General features: G+C 71.9%; 12 protein-coding genes. All 12 read left to right on the top strand.

Annotation, left to right across the window (positions count from 1 at the left end; translation table 11 throughout):
• The first annotated feature begins 34 nt into the window (after window positions 1–34).
• The 12 genes from AB0O01_RS16950 to AB0O01_RS16895 all read left to right on the top strand — a co-directional run bounded on the left by AB0O01_RS16950 (window position 35) and on the right by AB0O01_RS16895 (window position 13,017).
• Entirely contained in the window at window positions 35–1,678 is a 1,644-nt protein-coding gene (locus AB0O01_RS16950) for an acyl-CoA dehydrogenase family protein (RefSeq protein WP_365314114.1), read from the top strand.
• 541 nt (window positions 1,679–2,219) lie between these two features.
• Entirely contained in the window at window positions 2,220–3,527 is a 1,308-nt protein-coding gene (locus AB0O01_RS16945) for a GAF domain-containing protein (protein ID WP_365314112.1), read from the top strand.
• An 85-nt stretch (window positions 3,528–3,612) separates the two neighbouring features.
• Window positions 3,613–4,893: a hypothetical protein gene (locus tag AB0O01_RS16940; protein WP_365314110.1), complete on the top strand. Its 1,281-nt coding sequence runs from the start codon at window positions 3,613–3,615 to the stop codon at window positions 4,891–4,893.
• A gap of 222 nt (window positions 4,894–5,115) precedes the next feature.
• Window positions 5,116–5,688, top strand: coding sequence for a GNAT family N-acetyltransferase (locus AB0O01_RS16935; protein ID WP_365314108.1), 573 nt, complete (start codon window positions 5,116–5,118; stop codon window positions 5,686–5,688).
• A gap of 127 nt (window positions 5,689–5,815) precedes the next feature.
• A complete protein-coding gene (locus tag AB0O01_RS16930) occupies window positions 5,816–5,899 on the top strand; it encodes a putative leader peptide (RefSeq protein ID WP_360852596.1) in 84 nt (27 codons plus the stop codon).
• A gap of 127 nt (window positions 5,900–6,026) precedes the next feature.
• Entirely contained in the window at window positions 6,027–7,724 is a 1,698-nt protein-coding gene (locus AB0O01_RS16925) for a nitrite/sulfite reductase (RefSeq protein ID WP_365314106.1), read from the top strand.
• 64 nt (window positions 7,725–7,788) lie between these two features.
• Window positions 7,789–7,968 carry a hypothetical protein gene (locus AB0O01_RS16920; protein ID WP_355739920.1) on the top strand — a complete coding sequence of 60 codons (180 nt, stop codon included), beginning with the start codon at window positions 7,789–7,791 and terminating at the stop codon, window positions 7,966–7,968.
• Entirely contained in the window at window positions 7,965–8,675 is a 711-nt protein-coding gene (locus AB0O01_RS16915) for a phosphoadenylyl-sulfate reductase (RefSeq protein ID WP_365314104.1), read from the top strand. Before AB0O01_RS16920 ends, AB0O01_RS16915 begins: the two co-directional genes overlap by 4 nt.
• Window positions 8,676–8,799: 124 nt before the next feature.
• Window positions 8,800–9,336, top strand: a complete 537-nt coding sequence (gene cysC, locus AB0O01_RS16910) for an adenylyl-sulfate kinase (protein WP_365314102.1) — start codon at window positions 8,800–8,802, stop codon at window positions 9,334–9,336.
• The gene (gene cysD / locus AB0O01_RS16905) at window positions 9,333–10,268 is read left to right on the top strand and encodes a sulfate adenylyltransferase subunit CysD (protein WP_365314101.1); all 936 of its coding nucleotides are present in this window, start codon (window positions 9,333–9,335) and stop codon (window positions 10,266–10,268) included. The genes cysC and cysD overlap by 4 nt, the downstream gene beginning before the upstream one ends.
• 2 nt (window positions 10,269–10,270) lie before the next feature.
• Entirely contained in the window at window positions 10,271–11,617 is a 1,347-nt protein-coding gene (locus AB0O01_RS16900; RefSeq protein WP_365314099.1) for a GTP-binding protein, read from the top strand.
• 293 nt (window positions 11,618–11,910) lie between these two features.
• Complete coding sequence (locus tag AB0O01_RS16895; RefSeq protein ID WP_365314097.1) at window positions 11,911–13,017, top strand: aliphatic sulfonate ABC transporter substrate-binding protein; 1,107 nt, start codon at window positions 11,911–11,913, stop codon at window positions 13,015–13,017.
• Window positions 13,018–13,044 lie beyond the last annotated feature (27 nt).

Below are 13,044 nucleotides of genomic sequence, written 5' to 3'. Positions count from 1 at the left end.
GGACGATTCCCTACCCCACGGTAAGTTCCGAAGCATGCCACGCACCACACACACCGTCGTCAACCAGCCACCTCCGCTCACCGGGTACGACGTCTACTCGGCCGACCGGGCGCTGGTCGAAGCGGTCGAACGCCATCTCGAACATCTTGAACCGGAGTCGCTCGCCGGGGTCCGTACCGAGCTGACCACCCTGGGCCGGACCGCCGGGTCCGCGCAGGCACAGGAGTGGGGCGCGCAGGCCAACGAGTTCCCACCCCGGTTGCGCACCCATGACCGCTACGGCCATCGGATCGACGAGGTGGAGTTCCATCCGGCGTGGCACCGGCTGCTGGGCAAGGGCGTCTCCGCGGGCCTGACCTCGTCCTGGACCCGGCCCGGCGGGCACGTCCGGCGGGCGGCGGCGTTCCTGGTGTGGACGCAGGTGGAGGCGGGCCACACCTGTCCGCTGTCGATGACCCACGCGGCGGTGTCCGCGCTGCGCGCCGACGGGGAACTGGCCGCCGAGTGGGAGCCGCTCCTGACGTCGGAGGTGTACGACCGGGGGCTGCGCCCGGCGCGGGAGAAGGCCGGGGCGCTGGCCGGGATGTGCCTCACGGAGAAGCAGGGCGGCACCGATGTGCGCGGGAACACCACCCGGGCACGTCCGATGGACGGGGCCGGGACCTATGAGCTGACCGGGCACAAGTGGTTCTGCTCGGCGCCGATGTCGGACGCCTTCCTGGTGCTGGCGCAGGCGCCCGAGGGGCCGACCTGTTTCCTGGTGCCGCGGGTGCTGGCAGGCGGGACCCGGAACGTGTTCCTGCTCCAGCGGCTCAAGGACAAGCTGGGCAACCGGTCCAACGCCTCCGCCGAGGTCGAGTTCGACGGCACCTGGGCGCGCCGGGTCGGCCCGGAGGGGCGCGGGGTGGCGACCATGATGCGGATGGTGACCGGGACGCGGCTGGACTGCGCGCTGGGCTCGGCGGCGCAGATGCGGCAGGCGGTGGCGCAGGCGGTGCACCACTGCGCGCACCGCTGGGCGTTCGGCGGGCCGCTGCTGGACCGGCCGCTGATGCGCAATGTGCTGGCGGATCTGGCGCTGGAGTCGGAGGCGGCGACCACGCTGGCCCTGCGGCTGGCGGCGGCCTGCGACGACGGGGGCGAGCAGGCGCGGGCGCTGCTGCGCCTCGCGGTGCCGATCGCCAAGTACTGGGTGACCAAGCGGTGTCCGCCATTGGTGGTGGAGGCCGCGGAATGCCTGGGAGGAAACGGTTATGTGGAGGAGTCGGGGCTGCCCCTGCTGGTGCGCGATGCGCCGCTGAACTCGGTGTGGGACGGGGCCGGGAACGTGCAGGCGCTGGATGTGCTGCGGGCGCTGCGCCGGGAACCGGCGGTGCTGGACGCCTATCTGCGCGAGGTGGGCCTCGCGCGGGGCGCGGATCACCGGCTGGACCGGGCGGTCAAGGACCTGCTGGGCGAACTGGCCGACCTGGAGGGCATGGAGGCGCGCGCCCGGCGGCTGACCGAGCGGCTGGCGCTGGTGCTCCAGGGGTCGCTGCTGGTGCGGTTCGCCCCGCCCTCGGTGGCCGACGCGTTCTGCGCCGCGCGGCTCGGCGGGGACGGGGGCGCGGCGTTCGGCACCCTGCCGCACAGTCTGCCGCTGAGGGAGCTGGTGGAGCGGGCGCTGCCGCACTCCTGAGACCGGCCGGGCGACCCCGGCGGACGGCGCCCGCCCGGGGTTCCCGGCGATCCGGAGGTGGCGGAGGTGGTGCTGCGCCGACACGGCACCACCCCCGCGACGGTGGCCCGGTCAACGAGCCCACGTACGCCCGCAGGGGCGACGTGGCTCAAGTTTCAGCCACCGTGCGGTGGTTCACCAGGGTTGCAGAGGGTTGCAACTTTGAACGCGTGTGGGGGCGGACTGTGCCCGTCCGTTACCGGCGGGCGGGCAGTATGGACGAACCCAGCGCGACACGGCCGGAAAGCGCGGGTGCCGGTGCCTGACATGCCGGGTTGCCGGTATCTGATATGCCGGGTTGCCGGTACCTGATGTGCCGGGTGCCCGTGCCCTACATGCCGGGTGCCGGTGCTTGACATGCCGGTGCCCGTGCTCGACATGCCGGTGCCCGTGCTTGACATGCCGGTGCCCGTGCTTGACATGCCGCGTGCCGGTGCTTGACATGCCAGGTCGCCGGTGCCTGACATGCGATGACGGACAGGGCTCTGCGGGGAGGACACCAGTGGTGAAGGCGCCGACGCACCTGAGGCAGCTCGCCGCCGTGGACGCGGCGCGCGCGGCCCGGATGCTCAGCGAGGTGCGCGACGCGCGGCTGGCCGGGCGGCGCTCCCGGGTCCCGGCCCGCCCGGTGATCGAGCAGTCCTGGGGGCGGGTGCTGCGCAGCGGCGTCGACCCCGACCACCCGGTCCGCTCCGGGCCGCTGAGCGGTGACGAGGTGCGGCGGCGCCGGGAGTCCTCGCCGCTGCGCGAGGTGCTGCCGGTGCTGCGCCAGGGCCTGCTGTCGGTCGCGGACACCGCCCGGCACATCATGGTGGTGGCCGACGAGGAGGGCCGGGTGCTGTGGCGGGAGGGCAGCGCGCCGGTGCTGCGCAGCGCCGATCTGATCGGCTTCGAGCCGGGCGCCGACTGGCGCGAGGACGTGGTCGGCACCAACGGGGTCGGCACGGTGGCGGTGGTCCGGCGTCCGGTGCAGGTGTTCGCCTCCGAGCACTTCGTCGCCACCCATGCCGAGTGGACCTGTGCCGGGGCGCCGATCACCGACCCGCGCGACGGGCGGCTGCTGGGCGTGGTCGACATCAGCGGCCCCCTGGAGACCATGCACCCGGCGACGCTCGCCTGGGTCGACTCGGTGGCCAAGCTGGCGGAGGCCCGGCTGCGCGAGCGGCACTCGGGCGAGCTGGACCACCTGCGGGCGGTGGCGGCGCCGCTGCTGGCCCGGATCGGCGGCCGGGCGGTGGCGGTGGACCGGGACGGCTGGACGGCGGCGGTCACCGGGATGCCCCATCCGGGCCGGGTCGCGCTGCCCGAGGGGTGCGGGCCGGGGCGGCGGGCGGTGCCGGGGGTCGGGGTGTGCGAGGTGGAGCCGCTGGGGAGCGGCTGGCTGCTGCGGATCGCCGACGAACCGGCCCTCCAGGAGGGTGCCCGGGTGGTGCTGGACCTCAGCCGGGCCCGCCGCTGGACGGTCGAGGTGTCCGGCGGGGCGGGCACCTGGTGCCGGGAGCTGAGCCCGCGCCACGCCGAGTTGCTCTATCTTCTGGCGACGCACCGGTCCGGCCGCAGCGCGGCGGGGCTGGCCGGGGACATGTTCGGCGACCCGGCACGCACGGTGACCGTCCGCGCGGAGGTCTCGCGGGTCCGCCGCTACCTGGGCAGCCTGCTGGAACATCGGCCGTATCGTTTCTGCGAAAACGCCGAGGTGGAGCTGCTGCTGCCCGCCGACCCCCGGGATCTGCTGCCCGTCTCCACCGCCCCCGCGGTGATCGGCGCCCGGCATTTTGCGGCGTCTTCCTCCGCGGACACCGTCACCTGACGTAGCATCCCTACGGGCCACCCCACCTGCTCCTCCGTCAACGTACGGATCATCAGGCGCAGTTGGCCCGGCCTCGGGAGGATCGATGAAGCAACGCGGCAGACACCGTCGGCGCAAGCGGGGCAGGGCGCTGCGCGCCACCCTGGCCGGAACCGCGCTGGCGCTCACCGCCACCGCCACTCTGATCAGCGCCTCCCAGGCCACCGGCGGTGACGACCCGGGCCCGCTCAAGCCGCTCGCCGCGCAGGTCACCGCCTCCCTGGGCCTCACCGAGGACCCGGTGCCCGGCGCCGCCCTGGACCGGCTCTCCGCCGGGCTCGGCGACCCGGTCGGGGTGAGCACCGTCCTGGCCGAGCCCGAGGGCGAGCTGCGCGACGCCGAGCGATGTCCGTCCGCCGACCGGGCCGCGCTGCCCGTCGCCCCGGCCGCCACCCGCGCCTACTGCTGGGACCCGGCCGACACCCGGGGCTGGACGCCCGGCGCGGTCACCACCTCCGGCGACGCCGACGACGACGGCCGCTGGGGACGGCACCGGGTGATCCTCTCCGGCTGGTCCGGCCGGGGCACCGGCCCCACCGCCGATCTCGCCCGGGTCGCCTTCGTCGACGCCGACGCCGAGACCCACCCCGCCTACTCCTGGGCCCTGCTGGTCGTCCCGGTCGACGGCGGCCGTGACTACCGGGGCCTGTTCTCCGGCATGACCGGCATGGTCTGGTACGGCGACAAGCTGGTGGTCACCACCACCGAGGGCGACGCCGACGCGCTGTACGTCTTCGACCTGGACCGCATCCACCGCGCCACCGTGGACGCGGCCGAGGTCGGCCGGGCCGGGGACGGCTGGTCGGCGGCGGGGCAGCGGTTCGTGATGCCCGCGGTCGCCACCTACCGGGCCACCGGCACCGGGGTCCGGCCCGACGCCCTCTCGCTGGACCGCAGCACCGCCCCGGACACCCTGGTCGCCGGGGAGTGGGTGCCCACCGGCACCGAGCGCGGCAGCAGGCTCTGGCGCTATCCGCTGACCCCCGAGGACTCCCTCACCGGCCCGCTGGCCACCGGCGCGGGCGGACGGGCCGCGCCCCAGGAGGCGTACCGGACCGAGGCCACCGATGTGCGCGGGGTGCTGTCCCACGGATCGGACTGGTATCTCACCCGCCCGGCCGACGCCTCCGGCGACAACGGCAGCCTCTGGCGCCAGGACGACGAGGGCGCGAAGGCCGCCGAGTGCGGCGCGGAGGAGCTGCGCGACTGCTGGAGCGGACCGGCGGCACCGCTGTCGTACTGGGAGGAGACGGGCGAGCTGTGGTCCCAGTCGGGCCGCACGCTCTACGCCCTGCCGCTGGCCTCGGTGAACAGCGCGCTGGGCTGACCCCGCCGGGTCGGTACCGGACGCGACCGGCCCGACCCCTGGACGGCGGACCCCACCGCCGCCGGACGGAGCAGCCCACCGGCAGCCGGAACAGCTCGCCGACAGGCGGAGCAGCCCACCGGCAACCTCAGCAGCTCGCCGCCGGCCGAAGCACCTCGCCGGCAGCCGCCGCAGCAGCCCGTCGGATGACAGACCCGGCCGCCGGATGATTCCCTGACCGGCATGAGCAACATCGCCGTGACCACCTGGTCCCTGGAGCAGACCGACCGCTCCGATCTGCTGCCCGCCGCCGCGCCCGAGGGCGAGGTCCGCGTCGTCCGCGCCGAGATCCCCTCCCCCGAGTTCAGCCGCTATCTCTACGCCTCCGTCGGCCAGGACATCCGCTGGACCGACCGGCTCGGCTGGACGTACGAGCAGTGGCGGGACCGGCTGGCGCAGCCGGGCGTCGAGACCTGGGTGGCCTACGACCGGGGCACCCCCGCCGGATACGTGGAACTGACCGCCGGGGACGACGGGGTCGTGGAGATCGAGTACTTCGGCCTGATCCCGGCCTTCCGGGGCCGCCGGATCGGCGGTCATCTGCTGTCGTACGGGACGGCCCGCGCCTGGGATCTCGCCGAGCGCTGGCCGGGACTGGCCGTCACCAAGCGGGTGTGGCTGCACACCTGTAGCAAGGACGGCGAGCACGCGATGGACAACTATCTGCGCCGGGGCTTCACCCTGTTCGACACCAAGGTCGAGGAGGAGCGGGTGGTGGCGACACCCGGTCCCTGGCCCGGTGCGTACCCTGTCTGACCTGCGTCGACAAGTCCCGGTACGGACCATGTGACCGATCACACCCTTGTCTCACTCTTCGGGACAAGGGTGTCCGCATCATGGATAATGCTGGACTGTGTCCAGAACGCCGTGCCACGCTTCCGTCATGTCTGGAACTGGAGTCGCCTTGGTGAGCCGACGGCACGTCGACCTCGGCCGTATGTCCAGCGCCATCTGTCCGGCGGGCTGACCGCATCAGCACCGCCGTATCCCCGCGTCACCCCTTCCTTTGCGCAAAGTCGCGCACGCCTGCCGCCTTGCGCTGGTAACGCGCAGGTCAGAGCTGCTTTCCGCCGGTCCCGAAGGACGTATTCACCATGGCCGCCACCCCCGAGAAGCCCGCCGCCTCCGCGCCCCGCCGCAAGGTGAGCCGTCACCGCGGCGAGGGCCAGTGGGCCGTCGGACATCACACCCCGCTCAATGGGAACGAGCAGTTCAAGAAGGACGACGACGGTCTCAATGTGCGGACACGTATTGAGACGATCTACTCCAAGCGCGGCTTCGACTCCATCGACCCCAACGATCTGCGCGGCCGGATGCGCTGGTGGGGCCTCTACACCCAGCGCAAGCCCGGGATCGACGGCGGCAAGACCGCGATCCTGGAGCCGGAGGAGCTGGACGACGAGTACTTCATGCTGCGGGTCCGGATCGACGGCGGCCGGCTGACCACCCGCCAGCTCCGGGTCATCGGCGAGATCTCCCAGGAGTTCGCGCGCGGCACCGCGGACCTCACCGACCGGCAGAACGTGCAGTACCACTGGATCCGGATCGAGGACGTGCCCGAGATCTGGAACCGGCTGGAGGCGGTGGGCCTGTCCACCACCGAGGCGTGCGGCGACACCCCCCGGGTGATCCTGGGGTCCCCGGTCGCGGGCATCGCGGCCGACGAGATCATCGACGGCAGCCCGGCGATCGACGAGATCCAGCGCCGCGTCATCGGGAACAAGGAATTCTCCAACCTCCCCCGCAAGTTCAAGTCCGCGATCTCCGGCTCCCCGCTGCTGGACGTGGCGCACGAGATCAACGACATCGCCTTCGTCGGCGTGGACCACCCCGAGCACGGCCCCGGTTTCGACCTCTGGGTCGGCGGCGGCCTCTCCACCAACCCCAAGATCGGCGTCCGTCTCGGCGCCTGGGTCCCGCTGGACGACATCCCCGATGTCTACGAGGGCGTCATCTCCATCTTCCGCGACTACGGCTACCGGCGGCTGCGCACCCGCGCCCGGCTGAAGTTCCTGGTCGCCGACTGGGGCCCGGAGAAGTTCCGCCAGGTGCTGGAGGACGAGTACCTCAAGCGCCCCCTGGTCGACGGACCCGCCCCCGCCCAGCCGGTCGAGCGCTGGCGCGACCACGTCGGCGCCCACCGGCAGAAGGACGGCCGCTACTACGTCGGTTTCGCGCCGCGCGTCGGCCGGGTCGACGGCGCCACCCTGACGAAGATCGCCGAGCTGGCCGAGGCCCATGGCTCGGGGCGGGTGCGGACCACCGCCGAGCAGAAGATGATCGTGCTGGACATCGAGGAGGACCAGGTCGCCTCGCTGAGCGAGGGGCTGGAGGCGCTCGACCTCACGGTCACCCCGTCCCCGTTCCGGCGCGGCACCATGGCCTGCACCGGCATCGAGTTCTGCAAGCTGGCCATCGTCGAGACCAAGGCGCGCGGCGCCTCGCTGATCGACGAACTGGAGCGCCGGATGCCGGAGTTCGCCGAGCCGGTCACCATCAACATCAACGGCTGCCCCAACGCCTGCGCCCGTATCCAGGTGGCGGACATCGGTCTCAAGGGCCAGCTCATGCTGAACGAGGCGGGCGAGCAGGTCGAGGGCTACCAGGTGCACCTGGGCGGCGCGCTCGGTCTGGAGGCCGGTTTCGGCCGCAAGGTGCGCGGACTGAAGGTCACCTCCGACGAACTGCCCGACTATGTCGAGCGGGTGCTGAAGCGGTTCGAGGCGGAGCGCGAGGACGGCGAGCGCTTCGCGACCTGGGCGGCACGGGCCTCCGAGGAGGCGCTGTCATGAGCGACGCCGGCCTCCGGGGAAGCACTGTCACGGCCCCCGCCGCGACCACGGCCGGAGGTGCCCGGTGAGCGAGCGAGCCGCGCCCTTCTACTGCCCCTACTGCGGTGACGAGGACCTGCGACCGAGCGAGGAAGGCCATGGCGCCTGGGAATGCGCGGCGTGCAGCCGTGCCTTCCAACTGAAGTTCCTCGGACTGCTGTCCCGGGGACTTCGGACCGACACCACGGGAGGGGACGGGATATGACCGCCCTGACACAAGCCCCCACGACCGACGATCTCAAAGCGCTCGCCGAGCAGGCGGGCCGCGATCTGGAGGACGCCTCCGCACTGGAGATCCTCCAGTGGGCGGCCGGTACCTTCGGCAGGCGCTTCTGTGTGACCTCCTCCATGGAGGACGCGGTGGTCGCCCACCTCGCCTCCCGCGCGATGCCCGGGGTGGACGTCGTCTTCCTCGACACCGGCTACCACTTCGAGGAGACCATCGGCACCCGGGACGCCGTCGAGGCCGTGATGGACGTCAAGGTCATCACCCTCACCCCCCGGCAGACGGTCGCCGAACAGGACGCCGAGTACGGCCCGAGGCTCCACGACCGCGATCCCGACCTGTGCTGCAAGCTGCGCAAGGTGCGCCCGCTGGAGGAGGGGCTCAAGGGCTATCAGGCGTGGGCCACCGGGCTGCGCCGCGACGAGTCCCCGACCCGGGCGAACACCCCGGTCGTCGGCTGGGACGACCGGCGCCAGAAGGTGAAGGTCTCCCCCATCGCCCGCTGGACCCAGGACGACGTGGACGCCTATGTCGCCGAGCACGGTGTGCTGACCAACCCCCTGCTGATGGACGGTTACGCCTCGGTCGGCTGCGCCCCCTGCACCCGCCGGGTACTGGCCGGCGAGGACGCGCGGGCCGGCCGCTGGGCGGGCCGCGGCAAGACCGAGTGCGGACTGCACGGCTGACCCGCCCATGACCACCTCCACGTCCCCTGCCCCGACCTCCACCACGCCCCCCGCGACCTCCCCCACCGCGTCCCTCACCACGCCCCCGCCACCCCCCACGCCTCCGACGAACCAGGAGAACCCCGTGACGACCGGAGCCACCGTATGGCTCACGGGTCTGCCGAGCGCCGGCAAGACCACCATCGCGTACGAGCTGGCCGGACAACTGCGTGCCGACGGCCACCGGGTCGAGGTGCTCGACGGCGACGAGATCCGTGAGTTCATCTCCGCGGGCCTCGGCTTCTCCCGCGAGGACCGGCACACCAACGTCCGGCGGATCGGCTACCTCGCCGAACTGCTCGCCCGCAACGGGGTGCTAGCCCTGGTCCCGGTGATCGCGCCCTACGCCGACAGCCGCGAGGCGGTCCGCAAGCGGCATCAGGAGAGCGGGACGGCGTACCTGGAGGTGCATGTGGCGACGCCGGTGGAGGTGTGCAGCGAGCGGGACGTGAAGGGGCTGTACGCCAAGCAGGCCGCCGGTGAGCTGTCCGGGCTGACCGGGGTGGACGACCCGTACGAGGCGCCCGAGGCGCCGGATCTGCGGATCGAGTCCCAGCACCAGAGCGTCGAGGAGTCGGCGGCGTCGGTGTTCACGCTGCTCAGTGAGAGGGGACTGGCATGACGACCGTGGTCAACCTCACCGAGGAGACCGGCAGTCCGTACGCGCTGTCGCATCTGGACGCGCTGGAGTCGGAGGCGGTGCACATCTTCCGCGAGGTGGCGGGCGAGTTCGAGCGGCCGGTGATCCTCTTCTCCGGCGGCAAGGACTCCATCGTCATGCTGCATCTGGCGCTGAAGGCGTTCGCCCCAGCCGCCGTCCCGTTCTCGCTGCTGCATGTCGACACCGGGCACAACTTCCCCGAGGTGCTCGACTACCGGGACCGGACCGTCGAGCGGCACGGGCTGCGGCTGCATGTGGCCTCCGTGCAGGACTACATCGACCGGGGGGTGCTGCGGGAGCGCCCGGACGGCACCCGCAATCCGCTCCAGACCGTGCCGCTGACGGAGAAGATCCAGAGCGAGAAGTTCGACGCGGTCTTCGGCGGGGGGCGCCGGGACGAGGAGAAGGCCCGGGCCAAGGAGCGGGTGTTCTCGCTGCGGGACGAGTTCTCCCAGTGGGACCCGCGCCGCCAGCGCCCCGAGCTGTGGAACCTCTACAACGGCCGCCACGCCCCCGGCGAGCACGTCCGGGTCTTCCCGCTCTCCAACTGGACCGAGCTGGATGTGTGGCAGTACATCGCCCGGGAGGGCATCGAGCTGCCGGAGATCTACTTCGCGCACGAGCGGGAGGTGTTCCGGCGGGCCGGGATGTGGCTGACCGCCGGGGAGTGGGGCGGGCCGAAGGACGGCGAGACCGTCGAGAGGCGGCTCATCCGCTACCGCACGGTCGGTGACATGTCCTGCACGGGCGCGGTCGACTCCGACGCGACCACCCTGGACGCCGTGATCGCGGAGATCGCCGCGTCCCGGCTGACCGAGCGGGGCGCGACCCGCGCCGACGACAAGCTGTCCGAGGCCGCGATGGAAGACCGCAAGCGCGAGGGGTACTTCTAGCCATGACGACCACCACATCGGCCCTGTCCGCCGAGGAACTGGCGGCCACCACCCTGCTGCGGTTCGCCACCGCCGGTTCCGTGGACGACGGCAAGTCGACCCTCGTCGGACGGCTGCTGCACGACTCCAAGTCGGTCCTCACCGACCAGTTGGAGGCGGTCGAGCGGGCCTCCGCGAGCCGGGGCCAGGAGGGCCCGGACCTCGCGCTGCTGACGGACGGGCTGCGCGCCGAGCGCGAGCAGGGCATCACCATCGACGTGGCCTACCGCTACTTCGCCACCGCCCGCCGCCGCTTCATCCTCGCCGACACGCCCGGCCATGTGCAGTACACCCGCAACATGGTCACCGGCGCCTCCACCGCCGAACTCACCGTCGTCCTGGTCGACGCCCGCAACGGCGTGGTCGAGCAGACCCGCCGGCACGCCGCCATCGCCGCCCTGCTCCGCGTTCCGCACGTGGTCCTCGCGGTGAACAAGATGGACCTGGTGGGGTACGAGGAGCGGGTCTTCGCGGCCATCGCCGAGGAGTTCACCGCGTACGCCACCGAGCTGGGCGTCCCCGAGGTCACCGCGATCCCGATCTCGGCGCTGAACGGCGACAACGTGGTGGAGCCGTCCGCGCACATGGACTGGTACGGCGGCCCGACCGTGCTGGAGCATCTGGAGACCGTGCCGGTCAGCCACGACCTGGCGCACTGCCACGCCCGGCTGCCCGTGCAGTACGTGATACGGCCGCAGACCGCCGAGTACCCGGACTACCGGGGGTACGCGGGGCAGATCGCCGCCGGTTCGTTCCGGGTCGGCGACCCGGTGACCGTGCTGCCGTCCGGGCGGACCACCACGGTGAGCGGGATCGATCTGCTCGGTGAGCCGGTGCGGGTGGCGTGGACCCCGCAGTCGGTGACGCTGCTGCTGGCCGACGACATCGACATCTCGCGCGGCGATCTCATCGTGCCCAGCTCCGATGTCCCGGCGACCAGCCAGGATGTGGAGGCGACCGTCTGCCATGTCGCCGACCAGCCGCTGACCGTCGGGCACCGGGTGCTGCTCAAGCACGGCACCCGCACGGTCAAGGCGATCGTCAAGGACATCCCGTCCCGGCTGACGCTGGACGATCTGTCGCTGCACCCGCACCCGGGGCGGCTCGTCGCCAACGACATCGGCCGGGTCAAGATCCGTACCGCCGAGCCGCTGCCCGCCGACTCCTACGCGGACTCGCGGCGCACCGGCTCCTTCATCCTGATCGACCCCGCCGACGGCACCACGCTCACCGCGGGCATGGTCGGCGAGTCGTTCGCCTCCCCCGAGCCGGTGCGGGACGCCGCCGAGGACGACGGGTGGGACTTCTGACATGAGTGGGACCGACAGACGCCGGATCGAGACGGGCGGGGGCGGCAACTGAGATGACGTCGACCGATTTCTTCTCCACGTTCGCGAAAGAGGGTGGCCGCGTCGGCAGCGGCACCCTCGGCAGCGGACAGGGCGGAGTGGCGCGATGTGCGTGAACCGCGCGACCTCCGCGATGCCCTGTCCGACCTCCACCGCACTGCGCCACGCGCCTCGCGCACGGCGAAAACCAGCCGACCTCCCGGCCACGCCCTGAAGGGGCCGTGACCGCCGGGCCACCGAGAGGAACACCTCCCGTGCCTGCCAGAATCTCCCTCCGCCGCTCGCTCGCGGCGATAGCCGCGCTCCCTCTGCTCACCCTCGCCGCCTGCGGCTATGGCTCCGAGTCCACGGACAATGACACCACCGAGGTCGCGGCCGGGGCGGAGAAGATCGACGGTCTGGACTCGGTCCGGATCGGGTACTTCGGCAATCTGACCCACGCGACCGCCCTCGTCGGCCGCGAACAGGGCATCTTCCAGGACGAACTGGGCGCCACCAAGCCCGAGTACTCCACCTTCAACGCGGGCCCCTCGGAGATCGAGGCGCTGAACTCGGGCTCGATCGACATCGGCTGGATCGGCCCCTCCCCCGCCATCAACGGCTTCACCCAGTCCGGCGGCAAGAACCTGCGGATCATCAGCGGTTCGGCGTCCGGTGGCGTGAAGCTGGTGGTCAACCCGGACAAGATCAAGACCCTGGACGACATCAAGGGCAAGAAGATCGCCACCCCGCAGCTCGGCAACACCCAGGACATCGCCTTCCTCAACTGGATCAAGGAGCAGGGCTGGAAGGTCGACGCGGAGTCCGGCAAGGGCGATGTCTCGGTGGTCCGCACCGAGAACAGCGTGGCCCCCGACGCCTACAAGTCCGGTTCCATCGACGGCGCCTGGGTGCCGGAGCCGACCGCGTCGAAGCTGGTCGCCGAGGGTGCGAAGGTGCTGCTGGACGAGGCGAGCCTGTGGCCGGACGAGAAGTTCGTGATCACCAACATCATCGTGTCGCAGAAGTTCCTGACCGAGCACCCGGCGGCCGTGGAGGCCGTGCTGCGGGCCGCGGTGAAGACCAACACGTGGATCAACGAGAACCCGGACGAGGCGAAGGCGTCCGCCAACGCCCAGTTGGAGGCGGACACCGGCAAGCCGCTGCCCGCCGAGGTGCTCGACCCGGCGTGGGAGTCCATCCAGATCACCAATGACCCGCTGGCCAGCACCCTGAACACCCAGGCGGACCACGCGGTCCAGGCCGGTCTGCTGGAGGAGCCCGAGCTGACCGGGATCTACGACCTCACGCTGCTGAACAAGGTCCTCGCCGCGGAGGGCGAGGCCACGGTGGAGGACGCCGGGCTCGGCGTCTCTTCGTAAGCCCCGATGACATCCCAGGAGGTGACG

The sequence above is a fragment of the Streptomyces sp. NPDC093252 genome, from assembly GCF_040683675.1.
In the GTDB taxonomy this organism is placed as follows: domain Bacteria; phylum Actinomycetota; class Actinomycetes; order Streptomycetales; family Streptomycetaceae; genus Streptomyces.
This window is presented reverse-complemented; position numbering and strand designations above follow the sequence as displayed.

What these genes read in the sequence shown, in the direction of transcription:
- AB0O01_RS16950 (WP_365314114.1), top strand. Translation starts at nt 35, where the DNA reads ATGCCACGCACCACACACACCGTCGTCAACCAGCCACCTCCGCTCACC.
- AB0O01_RS16940 (WP_365314110.1), top strand. Translation starts at nt 3,613, where the DNA reads ATGAAGCAACGCGGCAGACACCGTCGGCGCAAGCGGGGCAGGGCGCTG.
- AB0O01_RS16935 (WP_365314108.1), top strand. Translation starts at nt 5,116, where the DNA reads ATGAGCAACATCGCCGTGACCACCTGGTCCCTGGAGCAGACCGACCGC.
- AB0O01_RS16930 (WP_360852596.1), top strand. Translation starts at nt 5,816, where the DNA reads ATGTCTGGAACTGGAGTCGCCTTGGTGAGCCGACGGCACGTCGACCTC.
- AB0O01_RS16925 (WP_365314106.1), top strand. Translation starts at nt 6,027, where the DNA reads ATGGCCGCCACCCCCGAGAAGCCCGCCGCCTCCGCGCCCCGCCGCAAG.
- AB0O01_RS16915 (WP_365314104.1), top strand. Translation starts at nt 7,965, where the DNA reads ATGACCGCCCTGACACAAGCCCCCACGACCGACGATCTCAAAGCGCTC.
- cysD (WP_365314101.1), top strand. Translation starts at nt 9,333, where the DNA reads ATGACGACCGTGGTCAACCTCACCGAGGAGACCGGCAGTCCGTACGCG.
- AB0O01_RS16900 (WP_365314099.1), top strand. Translation starts at nt 10,271, where the DNA reads ATGACGACCACCACATCGGCCCTGTCCGCCGAGGAACTGGCGGCCACC.